The sequence below is a fragment of the Streptomyces sp. A1277 genome (genome assembly GCF_004795015.1).
Taxonomy (GTDB): domain Bacteria; phylum Actinomycetota; class Actinomycetes; order Streptomycetales; family Streptomycetaceae; genus Streptomyces.
Map to the genome: position 1 here is coordinate 38,586 of NZ_SSBI01000027.1, position 19,959 is coordinate 58,544.

The window sequence follows — 19,959 nt, forward strand, 5'->3', positions numbered from 1 at the left end:
TGGTGATTCGTTAAGGTGTTGACCGGCGACACAGCTGCTCGACGAACGGGGAACCCATGGCGTCCGTGCACGAGGGGTCGCCGGCCGCTTCGGTACGGGAGGGCGGTCCGCGTCCTCCCGTCGAGCCGCCCGCCGCGCCGCTGTCCTGGGCGATGCTCTCGCGGGCGCTGGCCGTGCCGCTGATCCTGGGCCTGGTGTGCTTCCTGCCGGCGCTGATCGCCGCCCAGCCCGGTACCGGGGTCCGGGACACCGCGTACTGGCTGCAACTCGTTCTGACCTGCTATTCCGGGGCCCGGCTCGCGACGATGATCCTGTCCACCCGCCGGCGGCTGCTCCAGGGCGTCTTCTGGATGTTCGTGTACATCGCGATGGGGGTGGCGCCGTTCGCACAGGCGGTGATCGGTCAGACGCCGACGCCGTTGGTCGGCCCGCGCGCCGACCTGGTGACGGCGGTCGCGCTGGTGCTCGTGGGGTGTGCCGCCTTCGACCTGGGGGCGCTGCTGGCGTCCCGGCGCCCGCTGCGCCGGCGGGCCGTGCGCGGCGGTGGCGGTGGTGCCACCGCGCATCCGATGCGGCTGCGGCTGCTGGTGCTGGTCGCGTTGGCGGCGAGCGGGTACTACGTGCTGAAGCTCGGCGGGCCCGCGGTCTTCTTCTCCAGCAGGCAGGAGATCAGCGCCTCGGTCGCCGAGAGCGGGGTGGCGTCGGGCGAGTCCAATGTGGGCTCGGCGTTCCTGAAGGGCTTCGGCACGGTGCCGGCGCTGCTGGCCCTGCTGTTCTACACCCGCCGTCTGGTGACTTCGCGCCGGGCGCGGCGCTCGCCGTCCACCGTACTGGTCTGGTGCGCGCTGGCGCTGGTCAACCTGGTCGTGAACAATCCGGTCTCCAACGCCCGTTACTGGTTCCTGACGGTGCTGGTCTCGCTGCTGTTCACGGCGTTCCCGGCCAGTGCGGCGATGTACCGCTCGGTGCTGGCGCTGGGGGTGATCGGCGCGCTGGTGCTGTTCCCGTACGCGGACCGGTTCCGCTACGACGACGACGGGTACCGGCCGGTCCAGTCGTCATCGGTGTTCGAGCCGCTGGCCACCAAGGACTACGACCAGACGGTCATGTTCGCCAACACCATCTCCTGGGTCGGCACCCGCGGGCACACCTACGGCCGGCAACTCGCCGGTTCTGCCTTCTTCTTCGTGCCCCGGACGGCGTGGAGCGGGAAGCCGGAGGACACCGGGGTGCGCGTCGGGCAGTGGATGGGGATGAACATGACCAACCTCTCCGCGCCGCTGTGGACGGAGCTCTGGGTGGACTTCGGGGCGGCCGGTGTGATCGGTGGTCTGGCGCTGACGGGGTACGGGGCCGCGCGCACCGACCGCCGTTACGCGCGCGCGGTCTCGCGGGACGGGCCGGGGGCGGGCAGTGTGCTGGCGGTCGCGGCGCCGTTGATCGCCGGGTACGCCTTCATCCTGCTGCGCGGCCCGTTGCTGCAGGCGGCCGGGAAGCCGGCCATCGCGGCCCTGTGCCTGGCGCTGGTCACGAGTTTCAGGTCCGGGCGGCGTCCGCACTGACGGGGGCCTCGGCCCGCCCGCCGTCGCGGGTCAGCCGGGCCACCCGGGTCCAGGTGGCGACGGCCTTGCAGACGGACCCCAGGCACAGGCCCCAGGCCGCGCCCATCACCCCGCCGAGCAGGTAGCCCCCGGTGAGGAAGGCGACCGCGGCGAGCGAGAAGACCACCTGGATGGAGAGCGTGGTGCGCGGGTCGAGGAGCCGGAGGGCGAGGAGCCCGCAGGTGCCGACGGCCATCGCCGCGTACTGGCTGCCGGTGGCCGGGAGCAGCGCCGCCGCGGTGGGCCAGGTGGCGCCCAGCAGGTGGCGGCCGGCGGAGCCGGGCAGCAGGGCCAGGACGGTGGCCCAGCCGGCCGCGGTCAGGGCCAGGACGGCGGCCAGCGCGGCGGTGGCGCGCACCCTGAGCCGGTCGGTGGCGAGCCGTCCCAGGAGCGGGGGGCCGAACCCGGTGGCGGAGGTGAACAGCACGTTGAGCGGGCCGAAGAGGGTGGTGGCGCCGCGCAGGGCGCCGACGACGAGGGGGTTGCCGACCGCTCCGAGGCCGAGCACGGACAGCTGTGAGGTGGCGTTGCCCACGCCGAACTCGACGACGAACCGCCGGCCGAGGTGCCCCTTGCCCAGCAGCGGACGCAGGGTCACCGGGCAGCCTGCGGTCCTGCGGTGCAGTGCGGTCGCCGACAGCAGCAGCGCGGGCAGGGCGGAGAGCCCCCAGACGGCGATCAGCCGGGCGGCCGGCGCCCCGTGCGGCTGCACGGCCAGCGCGCCGATGACGCAGACGAGCCGGAGGGTGTCGGCGGCGAGCGCCAGGTGCTGGGCGTGCAGGGTGGCGAAGGCGTAGCGGGTGGTGTCCTGTCCGAGGACGACGGGCAGCACGAGCCCCAGCGTCATCAGGGCCTGTGCGGTGGCGCCGGGCGGCAGCGCGCAGACGGCGGCGAGGAGGCCGCCGAGCAGGGAGGCGGCGAGCAGGGTGAAGCAGGCGGCGGACCGGCAGGCGCCGCGGGTGTCCTCGCCGTCACCCCGGCGCAGGACGAGCGGCTGGCCCGTGTAGGCGCCGGACACGCCGAGCAGCACGGTGAAGACGAGATAGACGGCGGAGAAACGGGCGAAGCCGGCGACGGTGGAGAGCCGGGCGGCGACCACGAGGACCAGGATGTTGGTGAGGGCCGCCACCCCCTGGTCCGCGATCGAGCAGACGATCGCGGTGCGGGCTCTCATCTGCGTCCCGCGGCGCTGTTGCGACCGCTGCCGCCGCGTCCGGGGCCGCCGTCCACGGTGCGCAGACCCAGTGTCTCGGCGGGGTCGCCGGTGCGGCCCGACGGGTCGGGCCCGCCGTAGCGGCCCCGGTCGGTGCGGTCCGGCCCGGCCGGCTGCCGGGCCCGGCGTGCGGCGGCCTTGCGGCGGGCCCGCCGCGCCGGCCGGCCGTATCCGGGGTGGAGCAGGGTGCCGAGCACCGAGCCGCCGGCCGCGCCGATGATCTCGCGGATGCGTTCCAGGTCGCTGCGGTGCACCTCGCGCGGCTGGCAGACGACCACGACGCCTTCGACCCGGTCGATGAGCGCGACGGCGTCGGCGTACGAGAGGACAGGCGGGGCGAGCACGATGACGACCGCCCCGGGCCGGCCGCCCTCGGCGAGGATGCGGGTGACGGGCTCGGAGGTCAGGGCACGCGGCACGTTGTCGGTGCGGCGGCCGGCGACCAGGGTGAAGGCGCCCGAGCCGGGCACGTCCACGTTGCCGCGGCTGTCGGAGGGCCAGTTCCGGTCCTCGTGGCCGGTCGCCCAGTGGGGCCCCCGGCCGGGGGCGGCGCCGAGGTCGCCGGCCAGGGACGGGGTGCGCAGATCGGCCTCGACCAGCAGGACGTCCCGGCCCATCTCGGCGAAGGCGGCGGCCAGGTTGACGGCGGCCGCCTTCGCGGTGTCGTTGTCGCCCCGGGGGGCGGTGACCAGGAGGCGGCGGCGTTCGGCGAAGGAGGGGTCGTACGCGAGGCGGAAGGCGACCGCCCGGTACTCCTCGGCGAGCCTGCTGCCGGGGCGTCCGATCGCGAGCAGGGTGCGGGCCGCCGCGCGCTCCCGGGGCAGGGTGCCGAGCAGCGGGGCGCCGAGTGAGCGGACGAGTTCCCTGGTGGAGCGGACGGCCGGGTCGAAAACGAGCCGCACCCATGACATCAGCAGGCCGAGGGCGAGTCCGACGACGCCGCCGAGGCCGAGCAGCAGGGGCAGCCCCGCCCCGGTGGGGTGCTGCGGGGCGACGGGCTTCTTGTTGAGGTAGCCGGGTGTGGTGTCCAGGGCGCGCAGTTCGGAGATCTTCTGGTTGAGCGCGGAGATGGCGACGATGAGGTTGGCCCGTGCGCTGGTGACGTCGTCGCCCCCGGTGCCGGTCTCCTGCTCGGCGAGCCGGTCGCGCTGTTCGGTGAGCGGCCCCAGCTGGGCGCGGTAGCCGTCGATCATGTTGTCGATGCTGTCCTCGGTGCGCTCCCTGCGTATCTCCAGGTATGCCTCGGCGAGGGCCTGGGCCCGGGCCCTGGCCTGTTCGGGGGTGCGGCCGGTGTAGGAGAACTTGAGGACGAGGGTGTTGGGCGGGTTGGTGACCTGGAGCCCGGAGAGCAGTCTGCCGACCTCCACGGTGTCGCCCTGCTTGGTGAGGGTGCCGGCCGCCACCGTGCCGACGGCGTCGCTGACGGCGGTCTGGCGTTCGGAGCCGATGTTGATGCCCTTGTCGGCGGAGGCGCCGGCGGCGAACGGGTCGGAGGTGGCGGAGCGCACGGACACCTCGCCGGTCGCGGCGTAGGTGTCCTCGCCGCTCAGGGCGAGCCAGCCGCTGCCGAGGAGGCCCACGAGCACACCGATGACGAGGAGGGTCCGGTAGCGCAGGAGCTGGCGGAACTGGTCCCGGAGCAGCGCGGGCTCGTCCTGGTCGTCCAGCGCGCGGATCGGATGGGTCACGGGCGTGGTCTCCCTCGGTCGTCCTGAAGGGCCTCGGTGAGCAGGGCGTCGAAGCGGGCGAGCGCGGCCTCCCGGCCGAGGTGGCGGGCCACGTACCGCGGCCCGCGCGCGCCGAGTTCACCGGCCTCGGCGGGTGACTCGACGAGCTTGCGGACGGCGCCGAGCACCGCCGCCGGGTCCTCGGGGGCGACGAGGAGTCCGGCCCCGGAGCGGCGCACCTCCTGGGCGGTGCCGCCCTCCTCGGCCACGGAGGCGACGACGGGGCGTCCCGAGACGAAGTAGGAGGTCAGCTTGGAGGGCACGCTCATGTCGAGCACCGAGGCGCGCTGGGTGACGGCGAGGACGTCGGCGGCGGCCAGGACGTCGGTGAACTCCTCGGTGTCGGCCGGTGGCAGGAAGTCGAGGTTGGGCAGCCCGGCCGCCCGGGCCCACAGGGCGTCGCGCTGATTGCCGTCGCCCATCAGGACGAAGCGGATCTCCGGGGCGAGCCGGGCCGCGTCGACCAGGACCTCCAGGCCCTGTTTGAGGCCCATGTTGCCGGAGTGCAGGACGACCGGTGTGCTCTCGCACCAGCCGAGCCGGGCCCTGGTCGCCGCCCGGTCGGCCGAGGGCGCCCGCACATGGCTCCAGTTGGGCACGAGGCGGATGCGTCCGGGGTCGACCCCGTAGGCGGTGACGCGCGGGACGAAGCTCTCGTGGATGACGCCGACGAGGGTGGCGGCGCCCAGTGCGTACCGCTCGGCCCGGGAGGCGAGGGCCGCCGCCCGGTCGCCGCCCCGGATGCCGCTCTGGGCGGCGGCCGCGCCCATCAGGTCCTGGACGACGGGGAGGTAGGGCACCCGGTGGCGGCGGGCGAGCCGGGCGCCGATGACACCGCCGGCGAGGCTGGGCATCTGGGAGATCACCGCGTCGGGCCGCACCCCGGGCGGTGCGAGGAGGCCGTGCGCGAGGACGCTCGCCTCGAACGCGGCCCTGCGTAACGCGCTCTGCCGGGGCGGCACGTAGTGGCGCCGCCGGTGGACCGTGACGCCGGCGCGGTGCTCCTCGGTCCGCCACACCCCCCGGTAGGGCTCCTCGGTCCGCCAGGACGGGTAGTGCGGCATGCCCGTCAGCACATGGGTGTCGGCACCCGAAGCGGCCCAGTGCTCGGCGAGCTGGGCGGCGTACGGACCGATGCCGGTCAGCTCCGGCGCGTAGTTGGTGGAGACCACCAGCAGGCGGCGGTGCTCCAGCGGTCTGCCGTGCTCTTCGTCTGCCATCGGACGATCGCCCTTCCCCCCGGAGCCACCGGTGTTCCACCGAGGAACAGCCCCAAAAGCGAGCTTATCCGTTCACGAGATGAGCAAGTGGTCTTCACAGTAAGGTCGTTGCACCATCAACACCGATACCGAAATCCCACCGGACCGGATGCCATGTCCGGAAGCCTTCCGGTGGGCGGCGGACATCACGTCCACCGTGGGGGGAGAGAACGGATGGTGCACAGGGTCGGCTACGCGCCGGGGGTCTACGACCTGTTCCACGTGGGTCACCTCAACATCCTTCGGCATGCCCGCAGCCAGTGCGACTACCTGGTGGCGGGGGTCGTCTCGGACGAGATGGCCGCACTGGCGAAGGGACACCGGCCGGTGATCCCGCTGCCGGAGCGGCTGGAGATCGTACGCAGCGTGCGGTACGTGGACGCCGCGTTCGTCGAGACGGTCCCGGACAAGGTCGAGACGTGGCAGCAGGTCAGGTTCGACGTCATCTTCAAGGGGGACGACTGGCGGGACACGGACAAGGGCAGGCGGCTCGAACGCGACTTCGCCGAGGTGGGCGTGGAGGTCGTCTACTTCCCGTACACCGTGCACACGTCCAGCACCCAGCTGCGCCGGGCGCTGGACACGCTGGTCACTGCGCCCGGAGCGCTCTCAGCTCCCTGAACCACTTGCCGAGGAACAGCGCGAGGAACACCGCGTGCACGGCGGCGAGTAGGGCGTATCCGGCCCGGAAGGCCCTCTCGTCGCCGAGCAGCAGGAACACCAGGCAGAACACCCCGTAGTCGGCGGGCAGCAACGCCACCGCGCGCAGCCGGGAGGCCGGCGGGGGGCCGGCCGCCGGGCTCTTCGGCGCGCTGCGGGCCGCCGCCTTGCCGAGCTGTTCCCGCAGGAGTCCGGCGCAGAAGGTCAGCACGGCGACGAACAGGAAACCGAGCGGCAGAAGCAGCCAGCCGTCGGACGGCAGCGCGAAGTAGCGGTGGAACGAGATGAGTACGGCGGTGTGGACGAGGATCATCTTGGCGCAGTCCACGACATGGTCCAGCCATTCGCCGTCCGGGCCGCCGCGTCCGGTCAGCCGGGCGAGCTGCCCGTCGGCCGAGTCGAGGGCAAAGCCCACGGCGAGCCCCAGGTAGACCAGCACGGCCGGCCATGGTCCGGGGCGGGCCAGCGCCACACCCGCCAAGGCGGCGAACGTGAACGCCGCGCTGACGAGCGTGACTTGATTGGGCGTCATCCCCAGCCGGAAGGCGGCGGCGGCGAAGATCCGCCCGGCCGGCCGGTTCACGTACCGCGAGTAGAGCGACACCCCCTTGGCCGGCTTCTGCGCTCCGCGCAGTTCCCGCAGCACCGTCGACGTGCTTTCCATACGCCCCCCAGCGTGTCGGCGTTCCGCACCGGAGCCGCATCATGGCACGGGCCGCCCCCTCGCACGGGCGGGATCGCCCCACTGGGTGGGTGTACGGGGGCGGTTGGCCGGATCACGCCGCAGGCCGGGGCTCCCCCGGCCTGCGGCGTGCGGTCACGCGGAGGCGATCAAACGGAGGCGGTCCGGCACTCCGGGTGGCCCCAGCCGTGGTCGTTCTTAGCGATCATGTCCTTGGCGGCGTACGGCTTTCCGCAGTGGCACCGGCCGGCGAACTTGGCCCGGATGGTGGCGCCCGGGCGCCCCGCACCGCCCGTCTTCTTCGCCGCGCTTCCGGTCCTCTTCACCGCCGCTCCGGTCCGCCGTCCCTCGGTGGCGCGGGAGGGCGCGGGGACGGGTGTGGCCGAGCCGTGCGAGGTCCCGGCGGCCTGCTGCGTGACGGCGACCTCGCTGGCGGCCTGGTCGGCGAGTGCGTTCAGCGGGTCGCCGTCCACCTGGTGGGCCGGCACGTAGACGAACCGCACGGTCCGCTCACCGAGGAGCTCGTCGATGCGGGTCACCAGCTCGCGGTTGGCGACGGGTTTGCCGGCCGAGGTCTTCCAGCCGTTGCGCTTCCAGCCGGGCAGCCACTTGGTGACCGCGTTCATCGCGTACTGCGAGTCCATCCGCACTTCGAGCGACACGTCGGTGCCGACCGACTCCAGCAGCTCCTGGAGGGCGGTGAGCTCGGCGACGTTGTTCGTGGCGGTGCCGAGCGGCCCCGCCTCCCACCGCTGCGGTACGCCCTCGGCGTCGGCCACCACATAGGCCCAGGCGGCGGGCCCCGGATTACCCTTCGACGCCCCGTCACACGCGGCGATCATGCGCTCGTTCATACCCTCGATCATGCCAGCGCCCCGGCCCGGCTCCGGCACCCTCCCCCACCTGCGGCCATCACGGTGTGTGAAGCTTCGTCGTGCGTTGCTCACGGTGCGCTGCTTCTCTGAAGGAGCCCGCTCTTCCCTACCGTCCCCGAGGAGTGACGATGAGCGTTGCACGAGAGAACGACCGAGCTCAGCAGATGCGCGAGAAGGCCCGGCACATGACCGAGGCCGCGGAGCGCACCAGCGACCCGGAGCAGCGCCGCCGGCTCCAGGAGAAGGCCCGGAAGCTGCGGGAGCAGAGCGAGCAGCAGGACGGCCGGGAGAACAGCGGCCTCCCCGTGTAGCGGCACCGCACACAGACCGGTGGACTGTCACTCTTCCATGAGTGGGTGGCAGTCCACCGGCGCGTTTCCGGGGTGCACGGGCCCCGCGCCGGACGGTTGATCGTCCCGCCTACGATGGCGGCACTACGGCGAAGAGTGAGGGGCCTGCCATGAACAGCCGACGTGTCACCGTGGTCACCGGCGGCAGCCGCGGCATCGGTGCGGCGGTCTGCGTACGACTGGCGGACGAGGGCCATGACATCGCGCTGGCCTACCGCTCGGACTCGGCGGCCGCGGAGTCCGTCGCCGAGGCGGTACGCGGGAGCGGCCGGCGTTGCGTGACGGTCCGGGTCGACACGGCCGACGAGACGGACGTGGACCGGCTCTTCGACACCGCCACCGCCGAGTTGGGTCCGGTCACCGGCCTGGTCAACAACGCGGGCATGAGCGGCCCGGTGGGCCCGCTGGCCGACGCCGACGCGGCGGGGATGCGGCGCGCCCTGGAGGTCAACGTCCTCGGGTACCTGCTCTGCGCGCGGCGTGCGGTGCGCGACATGACGCGTACGGGCGGCGGGTCCGTCGTGAACGTGTCCTCAGCCGCCGCCACGTTGGGCAGCCCCGGCGAGTACGTGCACTACGCCGCCGCCAAGGGGGCCGTCGACACGATGACTATCGGCCTGTCCAAGGAGGTCGGTCCGGCCGGCATCCGCGTCAACGCCGTGGCACCCGGCGTGATCCGCACCGGCTTCCACGCGGACCCCGAACGGCCGGACAAGCTCGGCCCCGGCACCCCGCTGGGCCGCCCGGGCCTGCCCGAGGAGATCGCGGGCGCCGTCGCCTGGCTGCTCTCGGACGACGCGTCGTACGCCACCGGAACGGTCCTGCGGGTGGCGGGCGGGCGCTGACCGGTAGCGGGTACGGTGCTCCGGTGACGGCCGCGGACGCACTGCCCCTGCTCTTCCTCGACGTGGACGGCCCCCTCATCCCGTTCGGCCCGGGCGCCGGCGGCCACCGGACGTACCCGCGGGGCCCCCTCCCGCCCGGGGCGCATCCGCTGCTGGCCCGGATCGATCCGGGCCTCGGACCGCGGCTCGCCGCGCTGCCCTGCGAGCTGCTCTGGGCGACGACGTGGGCGGATGAGGCGAACACGGTCGTCGCGCCCCGGCTCGGGCTGCCGGAACTGGAAGTGGTCGCCGGGCCCGAGTCACCCGAGCAGGAGGAACGGGACGCGCGGGCCGGGCTGCACTGGAAGACGCGCGCGCTGGTGGGCCGGGCGGCCGGACGCGCCTTCGTCTGGGCCGACGACGAGATCACCGCGACGGACCGGCGCTGGGTGGCCGCCCGGCACACCGGTCCGGCCCTGCTGCACCGCGTCGATCCCGCCATCGGCCTGGCCGGCGCGGACCTGCGGCTGATCGACGCGTGGCTGCGGGCGGCGTGACATCCCCTCACACCGGTCCCGCCCCGCGCACCAGTAGGAGCGCCACGTCGGCCAGTGCGACCAGGGCGGCGGCGGCCAGGGGGGCCTTGCGCCATGTGCGGGCGAGGAGGAGGCCCGCGGGTGCCGCCGGGAGGGCGATGGCGAGGGTCAGGGTGCCCCAGGGGCCGGGCGGGCCCGGTGGGCCGAGGGCGAGGACCGCGGAGGCTGCCACCAGGGGGACGGGGAGCAGCAGTCGCGTGGTGGTGGTGCCGAGGCGTTGCGGCAGGCCGCGCACGCCGCCGCGCAGGTCGTCCTCGATGTCGGGGAGGACGTCGGCCAGGTGGGCGGCCACGCCGAGCAGGGCGCCGGCGGTCATCAGCCACCAGGCGGGGCCCGGGCCGCCGGGCACGGTCAACCCGGCCAGGGCCGGCAGGGCGGCGAAGCCGATCGCGTACGGCAGCCAGGACAGGACCGTGGCCTTCAGCTTCAGGTTGTACGTCCAGGCGGCGGCCACCGCCGCCAGATGTACGGTTCCGGCGAGCGGGCCGCAGGCCAGGGAGAGCGGGACGCAGAGCAGGGCCGCGGTGAGGGCCGCCGCCCACACCGTCCGCGGGCCCACCGACCCGTCGGCCACCGGTTTGCCGCTGCGGCCGGCGACGGCGTCCCGCCGGGCGTCGAAGGCGTCGTTGCACCAGCCCACCGACAGCTGGCCGCTCAACACCGCCGCGACGAGAACGGCGCGGCGCGCGCCGTGCAGACCCGCGCCCGTACCGAGGACAGCCGCGATCACGGTCACCGCGGCCGCCGGGCCCGGGTGGCACGAGCGGGCCAGTGCGACCGTGCGCGGGAACGGCCACGCAGGCGCGGCGCAGGTGTGCGGGGGGTCCGGGGTGCCCATGCCGTGATCGTAGGCACCCGGAGCGGCCGGGGGTGACACCCGCACGGGTTGATTGCAGTGATTCGCCCCCTTCACGGGGCAGGATGAATGTATGACGCCTCCTCAGCGAGACCCGGAATGACCCGCATCGCAGCCGTGCACGGCACTCTGGCCCCCTACCGCCACACCCAGCAGGAGGTCACCGACATGGTGGCCCGCACCTGCCTGCCGCCGGGTGCCGACCGGCGTGTCCTGGACCGGCTGCACGCCAACGCGCGGGTGCGCACCCGGAACATGGTGCTGCCCCTGGAGCGGTACGGGGAGCTGGACGGTTTCGGGGCCTCCAACGACGTGTTCATCGGCGCGGCGGTGGACCTGGGCGCGGAGGCGGTGCGCGGAGCTCTGCGGACGGCGGGGCTGCGGCCCGAGGACGTGGACCTGCTGATGTTCACGTCCGTCACGGGGGTGGCGGCGCCCTCGGTGGACGCCCGGCTCGTGGGACGGCTCGGGCTGCGCCCCGATGTGAAGCGGCTGCCGGTGTTCGGGCTCGGCTGCGTGGCCGGGGCGGCCGGGGTGGCCCGGCTGCACGACTACCTGCTCGGCCGGCCCGACGACGTGGCGGTGCTGCTCTCGGTCGAGCTGTGCTCGCTCACCTTCCAGCGGCGGGACGCGACGCCGGCGAACCTGGTGGCGACGGCGCTGTTCGGTGACGGGGCGGCGGCCGTCGTCGCGCTCGGCGCGGGCCGGGGCCCCGGGGACGGACCGGAAGTGGTGGCCACGCGCAGCCACCTGTATCCGGACACCGAGCACGTGATGGGCTGGGACATCCGCGATTCGGGCTTCAAGGTGCTGCTCGACCCGGGTGTGCCGGACGTGGTGCGCCGCTATCTGGCGGACGACGTGCGCGGCTTCCTGGCGGAGCACGGGCTCAAACCGAAGGACGTGGCGCACTGGGTGTGCCATCCGGGCGGACCGAAGGTCCTGGAGGCCGTGTCCGATGTCCTGTCGCTCCCCGAGGGCGCGCTCGACGTCACCTGGCGGTCGCTGGCCGAGGTGGGCAACCTGTCCTCCTCCTCGGTGCTGCACGTGCTGCGCGACACACTGGAGCAGCGGCGGCCCGAGCGGGGCTCGCCGGGGCTGCTGATGGCGATGGGCCCGGGATTCTGCTGCGAACTGGTGCTGCTGCGCTGGTAGGTCGGAGGACTCATGATCTGGTACGCCGCGCTGGTACTGGCCGTGGCCGGTGAACGCGTCGCCGAACTCGCGGTCGCCCTGCGCCACACCCGCTGGGCGCGGGCCAGGGGCGGCGTCGAGTCCGGGCGGGGCCACTACCCGGCGATGGTCGCCCTGCACACGGCGCTGCTCGCCGGCTGCCTGGTGGAGGCCGGGGTGGCGGACCGGCCGTTCGTCCCGCTGCTCGGCTGGCCGATGGTGGCGGTGGTCCTGGCCGCGCAGGCGCTGCGCTGGTGGTGCATCCGTACACTCGGGCCCCGCTGGAACACCCGCGTCATCGTCGTCCCGGGCCTGCCGCTGGTGACGGGCGGCCCGTACCGCCTGCTGCGTCACCCCAATTACGTGGCCGTCGCGGCCGAGGGCATCTCGCTGCCCCTGGTCCACGGCGCGTGGGTGACGGCCCTGGTGTTCACGGTGCTCAACGCCCTTCTGATGGCCGTGCGGGTGCGGTGCGAGGAGGCGGCGCTCGCCGCCGCGTCCCCGGCGGGCGCACCGGCATGATCGACCTGCTGGTCGCGGGTGGCGGCCCGGCAGGACTGGCGGCAGCGATCCGGGCCGCCCGGCTCGGCATGGAGACGGTGGTCGTGGAGCCGAGGACCGCCCCCATCGACAAGGCGTGCGGTGAGGGCATCATGCCCAGCGGTGTGGCGGCGCTGCGGGCCTTGGGGGTGCCGGTGACGGGGCAACCGCTGCACGGCATCCGGTACGTGGAGGGGTCCCGCAGCGCCGTCGCCCCCTTCCGTGGCGGGCCGGGGCTCGGGGTCCGGCGCACCGCGCTGCACGCCGCACTGCACCGGCGGGCCCTGGAGCTCGGCGTCCGGATCGTCCCCGGCAAGGTAGCCGGTGTGCGGCAGGACCGGGACCGGGTGGAGGCGGCCGGGCTGACGGCCCGCTGGCTGATCGCCGCCGACGGGCTGCACTCGCCGCTGCGCCGGGAGCTGGGGCTCGACGCGCCCGCCGCGCCGGTGCGCCGTTACGGGCTGCGGCGCCACTACCGCGTCGCCCCCTGGACCGGGTTCGTGGAGGTCCACTGGTCGCGGCACGGTGAGGCGTATGTGACGCCGCTCGGGGACGGTTCGGTGGGGGTGGCCGTGCTCAGCCGCGAGCGACTGCCGTACGCGGGGCATCTGGCCGCCTTCCCCCGCCTGGCCGCCCGGCTGCTCGGCCGGGAGGCGGGCCCCGTACGCGGTGCCGGGCCGCTGCGCCAGCGGGCGCGGGCGCGGCGGGCCGGCCGGGTGCTGCTGGTCGGGGACGCGGCGGGGTATCTGGACGCGCTGACCGGTGAGGGGGTCGCGCTGGCCGTGGCGACGGCCGTCGCGGCGGTGGACGCGCTGGCCGCCGGCCGGCCGCAGGCGTACCCGGCCCGCTGGCAGCGGCTGACCCTGCGCCACCGGCTGCTGACCGCCGGGCTGCTGACGGCGGCCCGGCGGCCCGCCACGGCCCGGCTGATCGTGCCGGCCGCCCACCGGGCACCGCGCGTTTTCGGTGCGGCGGTGCACGCGTTGCAGTAGAAGTAGGAGAGCGCCGGAGCAGTACCGGGGCAGGAAGGGATGACCATGTCAGAACCTCGCACCGCGGCGGCGGTGTTCGACGCCCTGGGCACCGACTACGAGGAGGCGTTCGCCGGTTCGGCCGCGCACCGCGCCTCACTGGAGCAGCTGCTGGAGGTCCTGCCTCCGCACGCCCGGGTGCTGGACATCGGCAGCGGCACGGGACGGCCGACGGCCCTGACCCTCACCGATGCCGGTCACACCGTGCTGGGCGTGGACGTGTCGCCGGTGATGGTGGAGATCGCGGCCCGTCAGGTGCCGGGCGCCGAGTTCCGCTGCGTCGATATCCGGGAACTCCCCCTGGAGGACAGCTCCTTCGACGCGGTGTGCGTGTATTTCGCCCTCCTGCAGATGTCGCGCGAGGAGCAGGCCGATGTGCTGCGCCTGGCCGGGCGTGTGCTGCGGCCCGGGGGGCATCTGGCTCTGGCGACGGTGCCGCTGGACGTGGAGGGCGTCAGCGGGACGTTCATGGGCCAGCCGGTGGAAGTGACCAGCTTCGGCGAGAAGGAGTTCACGGCGCTGGTGGAGGAGGCCGGATTCACCGTCCTGTCGCGGGAGAGCAACATGTTCGTCCCGGCCCTCCCGGCGGCCGTACCGGAGCCCCAGATGTTCCTGCTCGCCCGGCGGCGCTGAAGGCCGCGGACCCCTCGGTGCCCGGGCCGCGCGGAACGGCAGACGTGCCGTCCGGCGCCGACCGGCCCACAATGAATTGTCCGACGTGCCGTGGGTACCCGCTTGCGCGAGGCGACCGATGCCCCGCCACCTGCCCACGGGGACGACGACGGAGGATCTTCATGACCGACCGCAGACCAGAGGGGCCCGTTCACGCCGGTGCGTCCCCGAGTCCCCCGCCGGTGCCGGCCGACATGCCCGACCAGCAGGTGCAGGAGGGCGAGGACCCGATGGACGTGCCGATGCCGCCGTCCACCGGCCCCGGCGAGGACGACGCCCGCGGGGCGCCCGACCCCGACGAGTCCGGGTCGGGGCGAGGAGCGCCGCGCCAGGCCGGAGTGCATCCCGAGCACCCGGTGCCGGACGAGTCCCCGGGCTGAGCTCCGCATGATGCGCGGGCGGCCGGGACGCTGAGGGCTCCGGCCCGGACGGCCTGGCCCGGCGGGCATGGCGGGGGCGTCCCGGACTGCGAAGATCCGCCGGCCGTTCGACCATGGAGGCTATGGCCCTCCACCACCCGGACGCCGCCGGGGCGCCCCCGCCGATCGCACCGATGCTGGCCGTTCCCGCACCTCTGCCCGTGCCCGACACGCAGTGGGCGTTCGAGGCCAAATGGGACGGCGCCCGCTGCGTCGTCTCGACCCCGGGCGACGGCACGCTGCGGCTGACCTCCCGGGCGGACAACGACGTCACCCCCACCTATCCGGAACTGCACGCCTTGGGAGACGTACTGCGCGGGCACAGCGCGGTCCTGGACGGCGAGATCGTGGCCCTGGACGCGTCGGGGCGGTCGGACTTCGGTCTGCTCCAGCGCCGGATGGGCGTCATGAACGCGCGCCGCGCCGCCCGCCTGGCGCTGGACTTCCCCGCCCACCTGGTGGTGTTCGACGTGATGTTCCTGGACGGCCGCCCGCTGTCGGCGCTGACCTACGAGGAGCGCCGCGCGGTCCTGTCCCGTCTGCTGTCCGCCGGTCCGCACTGGTCCGTTCCGTCCTATGTGCACGGGCACGGCGCGAAGGCGTGGGAGACCGTCGTGCGCGGCGGCCTTGAGGGCGTGGTGGCCAAGCGGCTCAGCTCGCCGTACACGCCGGGTGCGCGTTCACCCGACTGGCGCAAGACGAAGCGGGTCGAGACGCTGGATGTGGTCATCGGCGGCTGGACCCAGCGCAAGGGTGCGCCCACGGGTGTGCCGGGGGCGGTGCTCGTCGGTGTGGACGACCCGGCCGGTCTGCGGTACGCGGGCTCCGTCGGGTCGGGGATGTCCGACCGGGAGCTCGGGGAGCTCAGGTCGTATCTGCGGGTGATCGGCCGCCCTGAGTCCCCGTTCACCGGCCCGGTCGATGTGGCCGGCGCGCACTGGGTGGAGCCCCGGCTGGTCGCGGAGGTCAGCGCGTCGCAGTGGACCGCCGCGGGCCGGCTGCGCCATCCGGTCTGGCAGCGGCTGCGGCCGGACCTGACCCGGCTGGGGTGAGCGCGGCCCGCTCAGCCGGGCAGCGAGAGCTCCCGGGACACCCGCAGGGCGGCCGACAGCAGGCCCTTTCGGACCCGGGTGGTCCGGTACATCCGGTCCGAGCGGAAGGAGATGCCGAGGGAGCCGACCTGCTCGCCGCTGTAGACCGGCACCGCCACGCAGGTGGTGCCGCGCGCGTACTCCTCGCGGTCCATCACGACCGGCGCGGGCGAGCCGTCGAGCTGCCCGATCAGTTCGCCCCGGTGTGTGATGGTCCGGGGTGTGAGCCCGGCCAGGGTGTGCCGGGAGAAGTAGTCGGCGCGCGCCTCCTCGTCCAGCTCGCGCAGCACGCTCTTGCCGAGGGCCGTGGCGTGCCCGGCCTCCTCGAAACCCACCCAGAGGTCCACGCGGGGGGCGTGCGCGCTGTCCACGATCTCCATGACCCGGATCTCGCCGTCCTCGTACAGCGTCAGATAGGCGGCGGCCGCCAGGTCGTCGCGCAGGGCGGTGAGGACGGGCCGGACCCGCGCCGGCGGCTCCTGGCCGCTGTGCCCCCTGTCCGTGCCGGCGAGGACGAAGGTGTGGTCGGCCGGTTCCGTCAGATAGCCGTCCGCCACCAGCTCGGGCAGCAGCGCGTCGGCCTCGGCCGGGGACAGGCCCGCCTCCCGGGCCAGCTGCTCCGCGGTGGCCTCGCCGTCGTGCTCCCCGGCGGCCTCCAGCAGGCGGAGGGCGCGCCGGACCGCGGCGACGGGCTCGGAGCCGGCGTGGTCGGCCATGACCCCAAGCATGGCCCCGGTTCCCGGAAGCCGCACCCGGGCAAGGTTTCCGGGACGTGACACAGGCCATCTTTTGTGCCCGCGATCTCCGGGGAAGTCTCCGGTACGGTGACGAACACTTCGGTCCCGGAGCGTTACGGAGCACCTCGCCACCGCCGTGCTGCCCTGCGACGCGGCTCCGCGTGCCCGTGCCGTGCCGCCCGTTCTTCCGTCCTTGACGCCACTGGCTCGTGACACGACTGGGGAGTTTGATGTTCGACAAGGTATTGGTCGCCAACCGCGGGGAGATCGCGATCCGCGCGTTCCGCGCGGCGTTCGAGCTCGGTATCTCCACCGTGGCCGTGTATCCGCACGAGGACCGCAATTCCCTCCACCGGGCCAAGGCCGACGAGGCGTACCGGATCGGGGAGCCCGGGCATCCCGTACGGGCGTACCTGTCGGTGGACGAGGTGATCGAGGCCGCGCGGAAGGCGGGTGCGGACGCGATCTACCCGGGCTACGGCTTCCTGTCGGAGAACCCTGCCCTGGCGGCGGCGTGCTCGGAGGCCGGCATCACCTTCGTCGGGCCGCCGGCGCCGGTGCTGAACCTGACGGGCAACAAGTCGCGTGCGGTGGCGGCGGCCCGGGAGGCCGGCGTACCGGTGCTGAAGTCGTCCGAGCCGTCCGAGGACGTGGACGCCCTCGTCGCGGCCTCCGGGGACATCGGCTTCCCCGTGTTCGTCAAGGCGGTCGCCGGTGGCGGCGGGCGCGGCATGCGCCGGGTGGCCGAGCCGGGGGAACTGCGCGAGGCGATCGACGCGGCGATGCGCGAGGCGCGGTCCGCGTTCGGTGACGCGACGGTCTTCCTGGAACAGGCGGTGATCAACCCCCGCCACATCGAGGTGCAGATTCTCGCCGACGCCGAGGGCAACGTCGTCCACCTCTACGAGCGGGACTGTTCGCTCCAGCGCCGCCACCAGAAGGTGGTCGAGATCGCGCCGGCCCCGAATCTGGACCCGGCCCTGCGCGAGCGGATCTGCGCGGACGCGGTGGCCTTCGCCCGGCACATCGGGTACGTCAACGCGGGCACCGTCGAATTCCTCGTGGACGAGCGCGGCAACCACGTCTTCATCGAGATGAACCCGCGCATCCAGGTCGAGCACACGGTGACCGAGCAGGTCACCGGGCGCGACCTGGTGATCGCGCAGCTGCGTATCGCCGCCGGCATGACGCTGCCCCAGCTCCACCTCTCGCAGGACGGCATCACCCTCAACGGCACCGCGATGCAGTGCCGCATCACGACGGAGGACCCGGCCAACGGCTTCCGCCCTGACACCGGCACGATCTCCGCCTACCGCTCCCCCGGCGGCCCCGGCGTCCGGCTGGACGGCGGCACGGTCCACACGGGTGCGGAGGTGTCCGCCCACTTCGACTCGATGCTGGTCAAGCTCACCTGCCACGGCCACGACTTCGCCAACGCGGCCCGCCGGGCGCGCCGGGCGATCGCCGAGTTCCGCATCCGCGGGGTGGCGACCAACCTGCCGTTCCTGGGGGCGGTGCTGGACCACCCGGACTTCCGGGCGGGGCGCATCACGACGAGCTTCATCGACACCCACCCCGAGCTGATCCGGGCCCGTCCCTCGGCGGACCGCGGCAGCCGGATGCTCAGCTACCTGGCGCAGACCACGGTCAACCGGCCCTACGGCCCCCGCCCCTCGGTCATCGACCCGGCCGACAAGCTGCCCGCCCTGCCGCCGGGCACACCGCCGCCCGGTTCCCGCCAGCGCCTCGCCGAGCTGGGGCCGGAGGCGTTCGCCGCGGAGCTGCGGGCCCAGTCGGCCGTCGCCGTCACCGACACCACGTTCCGCGACGCCCATCAGTCCCTGCTGGCCACCCGGGTCCGCACCCGCGACCTGCTGGCCGTCGCGCCGCACGTGGCGCACACCGTCCCGCAGCTGCTGAGCCTGGAGTGCTGGGGCGGGGCGACCTACGACGTGGCGCTGCGGTTCCTCGCCGAGGACCCGTGGGAGCGGCTGGTCAAGATCCGTGAGGCGGTGCCCAACATCTGTACGCAGATGCTGCTGCGCGGCCGCAACACGGTCGGGTACACGCCCTACCCGACCGAGGTCACCGAGGCGTTCGTCTCCGAGGCGGCCTCGGCCGGGATGGACATCTTCCGGATCTTCGACGCCCTCAACGACGTGTCGCAGATGCGGCCGGCGATCGACGCGGTGCGCGCCACCGGCACCTCGCTGGCCGAGGTGGCCCTGTGCTACACCGCCGACCTGTCGGACCCCGGCGAGACGCTGTACACGCTGGACTACTACCTGCGGCTCGCCGAGCAGATCGTGGATGCGGGCGCGCATGTGCTCGCCATCAAGGACATGGCCGGGCTGCTGCGTCCGCCCGCCGCGCGCACCCTGGTCACGGCGCTGCGCGAGCGGTTCGACCTGCCGGTCCACCTGCACACCCATGACACGGCCGGCGGGCAGCTGGGCACGCTGATCGCCGCCATCGACGCCGGGGTGGACGCGGTGGACGCGGCCGTCGCCTCGATGGCCGGCACCACCAGCCAGCCGCCGCTGTCCGCGCTGGTGGCCGCCACCGACCACACGGAGCGTGCGACGGGCCTCTCGCTCCAGGCGGTCGGCGACCTGGAGCCGTACTGGGAGGCGACCCGCAAGGTGTACGCCCCCTTCGAGTCGGGGCTCGCCTCGCCGACCGGCCGGATCTACCACCACGAGATCCCGGGCGGCCAGCTGTCCAACCTGCGGCAGCAGGCCATCGCCCTGGGCCTCGGCGACCGTTTCGAGCTCATCGAGGACTGCTACGCGGCGGCCGACCGCATGCTGGGCCGGCTGGTGAAGGTCACGCCGTCCTCGAAGGTGGTCGGCGACCTGGCGCTGCACCTGGTGGGCGCGGGCGTCGAGGCCGCGGACTTCGAGGCGGACCCGGGCAAGTTCGACGTGCCGGACTCGGTGATCGGGTTCCTCCGCGGTGAGCTGGGCGACCCGCCCGGCGGCTGGCCCGAGCCGTTCCGCACCCGGGCCCTTCAGGGCCGGCCTACGAGGGCGCAGACGCCGCATCTGTCGGACGAGGACCGCGAGGCGCTGCGCGAGGCGCCGCGCGCGACGCTGAACCGGCTGCTGTTCCCCGGCCCGACCAAGGAGTTCACCGCCCACCGGGAAGCGTACGGCGACACCTCGGTGCTGCCGACGCCGGACTTCCTGTACGGGCTGGAGACGGAGACCGAGCACACCGTCACGCTCGATCGCGGGGTCACGCTGCTGATCGAACTGGAGGCCGTCTCCGAGCCGGACGAGCGCGGGTTCCGCAGCGTACTGGCCACGCTCAACGGCCAGCTGCGGCCGGTGTCGGTCCGGGACAAGTCGGTGGCGACCGAGGTGAAGGCGGCGGAGAAGGCGGACCGCGCCAACGCGGGTCATGTCGCCGCTCCGTTCGCCGGGGTGGTCACGCTCCAGGTCGAGGAGGGCGCGTCGGTGTCGGCGGGTCAGACGGTGGCCACCATCGAGGCGATGAAGATGGAGGCGTCGATCACCGCCCAGTCGGCCGGTGTGGTGCGCCGGCTGGCCATCGGCCGGGTCCAGCAGGTCGAGGCGGGTGACCTGCTCATCGAGCTCGGCTGAACACCTGCCGGGTTTCGCCCGGCCCGGCCCGCCGGTGGGGCGATCGCT

The 19,959-nt window shown here is 73.9% G+C and carries 19 protein-coding genes; 12 read left to right on the forward strand and 7 right to left on the reverse strand.

All coding sequences use genetic code 11. From position 1 onward, the window contains the following. The first annotated feature begins 56 nt into the window (after window positions 1–56). A complete protein-coding gene (locus E6R18_RS19300; protein WP_206308321.1) occupies window positions 57–1,562 on the forward strand; it encodes a hypothetical protein in 1,506 nt (501 codons plus the stop codon). Here the strand turns inward: E6R18_RS19300 and E6R18_RS19305 are convergent. Genes E6R18_RS19305 through E6R18_RS19315 form a run of 3 tightly spaced genes read right to left on the reverse strand, consistent with a single transcriptional unit; the run spans window position 1,537 to window position 5,761 of the window. Further along, the gene (locus tag E6R18_RS19305) at window positions 1,537–2,775 is read right to left on the reverse strand and encodes a hypothetical protein (protein ID WP_136318143.1); all 1,239 of its coding nucleotides are present in this window, start codon (window positions 2,773–2,775) and stop codon (window positions 1,537–1,539) included. The two genes, E6R18_RS19300 and E6R18_RS19305, sit on opposite strands and share 26 nt — an antisense overlap. Then, window positions 2,772–4,502, reverse strand: coding sequence for a lipopolysaccharide biosynthesis protein (locus tag E6R18_RS19310; protein ID WP_136318144.1), 1,731 nt, complete (start codon window positions 4,500–4,502; stop codon window positions 2,772–2,774). The genes E6R18_RS19305 and E6R18_RS19310 overlap by 4 nt, the downstream gene beginning before the upstream one ends. Then, window positions 4,499–5,761: a glycosyltransferase gene (locus E6R18_RS19315; protein ID WP_136318145.1), complete on the reverse strand. Its 1,263-nt coding sequence runs from the start codon at window positions 5,759–5,761 to the stop codon at window positions 4,499–4,501. The genes E6R18_RS19310 and E6R18_RS19315 overlap by 4 nt, the downstream gene beginning before the upstream one ends. A gap of 213 nt (window positions 5,762–5,974) precedes the next feature. On the opposite strand from E6R18_RS19315, the gene E6R18_RS19320 reads away from it, so the two are divergent. After that, window positions 5,975–6,421 (forward strand): adenylyltransferase/cytidyltransferase family protein, encoded by a 447-nt coding sequence (locus tag E6R18_RS19320; protein ID WP_136318146.1) that lies wholly within the window; start codon window positions 5,975–5,977, stop codon window positions 6,419–6,421. Here the strand turns inward: E6R18_RS19320 and E6R18_RS19325 are convergent. Continuing rightward, the gene (locus E6R18_RS19325) at window positions 6,390–7,124 is read right to left on the reverse strand and encodes a CDP-alcohol phosphatidyltransferase family protein (RefSeq protein WP_136318147.1); all 735 of its coding nucleotides are present in this window, start codon (window positions 7,122–7,124) and stop codon (window positions 6,390–6,392) included. The genes E6R18_RS19320 and E6R18_RS19325 overlap by 32 nt on opposite strands. A gap of 167 nt (window positions 7,125–7,291) precedes the next feature. Further along, window positions 7,292–7,996 carry a ribonuclease H gene (locus E6R18_RS19330; RefSeq protein WP_136318148.1) on the reverse strand — a complete coding sequence of 235 codons (705 nt, stop codon included), beginning with the start codon at window positions 7,994–7,996 and terminating at the stop codon, window positions 7,292–7,294. Window positions 7,997–8,145: 149 nt separating this feature from the next. On the opposite strand from E6R18_RS19330, the gene E6R18_RS19335 reads away from it, so the two are divergent. From E6R18_RS19335 to E6R18_RS19345, 3 genes are all read left to right on the forward strand, one after another. After that, complete coding sequence (locus tag E6R18_RS19335; RefSeq protein WP_136318149.1) at window positions 8,146–8,328, forward strand: DUF6381 family protein; 183 nt, start codon at window positions 8,146–8,148, stop codon at window positions 8,326–8,328. A gap of 149 nt (window positions 8,329–8,477) precedes the next feature. Beyond that, window positions 8,478–9,212 carry an SDR family oxidoreductase gene (locus E6R18_RS19340; RefSeq protein ID WP_136318150.1) on the forward strand — a complete coding sequence of 245 codons (735 nt, stop codon included), beginning with the start codon at window positions 8,478–8,480 and terminating at the stop codon, window positions 9,210–9,212. 23 nt (window positions 9,213–9,235) lie between these two features. Next, complete coding sequence (locus E6R18_RS19345) at window positions 9,236–9,748, forward strand: HAD domain-containing protein (protein ID WP_136318151.1); 513 nt, start codon at window positions 9,236–9,238, stop codon at window positions 9,746–9,748. 7 nt (window positions 9,749–9,755) lie between these two features. Here the strand turns inward: E6R18_RS19345 and E6R18_RS19350 are convergent, their stop codons facing one another. Continuing rightward, window positions 9,756–10,625, reverse strand: a complete 870-nt coding sequence (locus tag E6R18_RS19350) for a UbiA family prenyltransferase (RefSeq protein ID WP_136318152.1) — start codon at window positions 10,623–10,625, stop codon at window positions 9,756–9,758. A 117-nt stretch (window positions 10,626–10,742) separates the two neighbouring features. Here E6R18_RS19350 and E6R18_RS19355 point away from each other — a divergent pair, with 117 nt between their 5' ends. From E6R18_RS19355 to ligD, 6 genes are all read left to right on the forward strand, one after another. Then, window positions 10,743–11,798: a 3-oxoacyl-[acyl-carrier-protein] synthase III C-terminal domain-containing protein gene (locus E6R18_RS19355; protein WP_136318153.1), complete on the forward strand. Its 1,056-nt coding sequence runs from the start codon at window positions 10,743–10,745 to the stop codon at window positions 11,796–11,798. Between the two features lie 12 nt (window positions 11,799–11,810). Further along, complete coding sequence (locus tag E6R18_RS19360) at window positions 11,811–12,338, forward strand: isoprenylcysteine carboxyl methyltransferase family protein (protein ID WP_136318154.1); 528 nt, start codon at window positions 11,811–11,813, stop codon at window positions 12,336–12,338. Then, window positions 12,335–13,348 carry an FAD-dependent oxidoreductase gene (locus E6R18_RS19365; RefSeq protein WP_136318155.1) on the forward strand — a complete coding sequence of 338 codons (1,014 nt, stop codon included), beginning with the start codon at window positions 12,335–12,337 and terminating at the stop codon, window positions 13,346–13,348. Before E6R18_RS19360 ends, E6R18_RS19365 begins: the two co-directional genes overlap by 4 nt. Before the next feature lie 39 nt (window positions 13,349–13,387). Then, window positions 13,388–14,020 carry a class I SAM-dependent methyltransferase gene (locus tag E6R18_RS19370; protein WP_206308322.1) on the forward strand — a complete coding sequence of 211 codons (633 nt, stop codon included), beginning with the start codon at window positions 13,388–13,390 and terminating at the stop codon, window positions 14,018–14,020. A gap of 161 nt (window positions 14,021–14,181) precedes the next feature. Then, a complete protein-coding gene (locus E6R18_RS19375) occupies window positions 14,182–14,439 on the forward strand; it encodes a hypothetical protein (RefSeq protein ID WP_168712394.1) in 258 nt (85 codons plus the stop codon). A 122-nt stretch (window positions 14,440–14,561) separates the two neighbouring features. Further along, the gene (gene ligD, locus E6R18_RS19380; protein ID WP_136318156.1) at window positions 14,562–15,530 is read left to right on the forward strand and encodes a non-homologous end-joining DNA ligase; all 969 of its coding nucleotides are present in this window, start codon (window positions 14,562–14,564) and stop codon (window positions 15,528–15,530) included. Between the two features lie 11 nt (window positions 15,531–15,541). Here ligD and E6R18_RS19385 read toward each other — a convergent pair whose 3' ends face one another. After that, complete coding sequence (locus E6R18_RS19385; RefSeq protein WP_206308323.1) at window positions 15,542–16,285, reverse strand: IclR family transcriptional regulator C-terminal domain-containing protein; 744 nt, start codon at window positions 16,283–16,285, stop codon at window positions 15,542–15,544. 251 nt (window positions 16,286–16,536) lie between these two features. Here E6R18_RS19385 and E6R18_RS19390 point away from each other — a divergent pair, with 251 nt between their 5' ends. Further along, entirely contained in the window at window positions 16,537–19,911 is a 3,375-nt protein-coding gene (locus E6R18_RS19390; protein ID WP_136318158.1) for a pyruvate carboxylase, read from the forward strand. Window positions 19,912–19,959 lie beyond the last annotated feature (48 nt).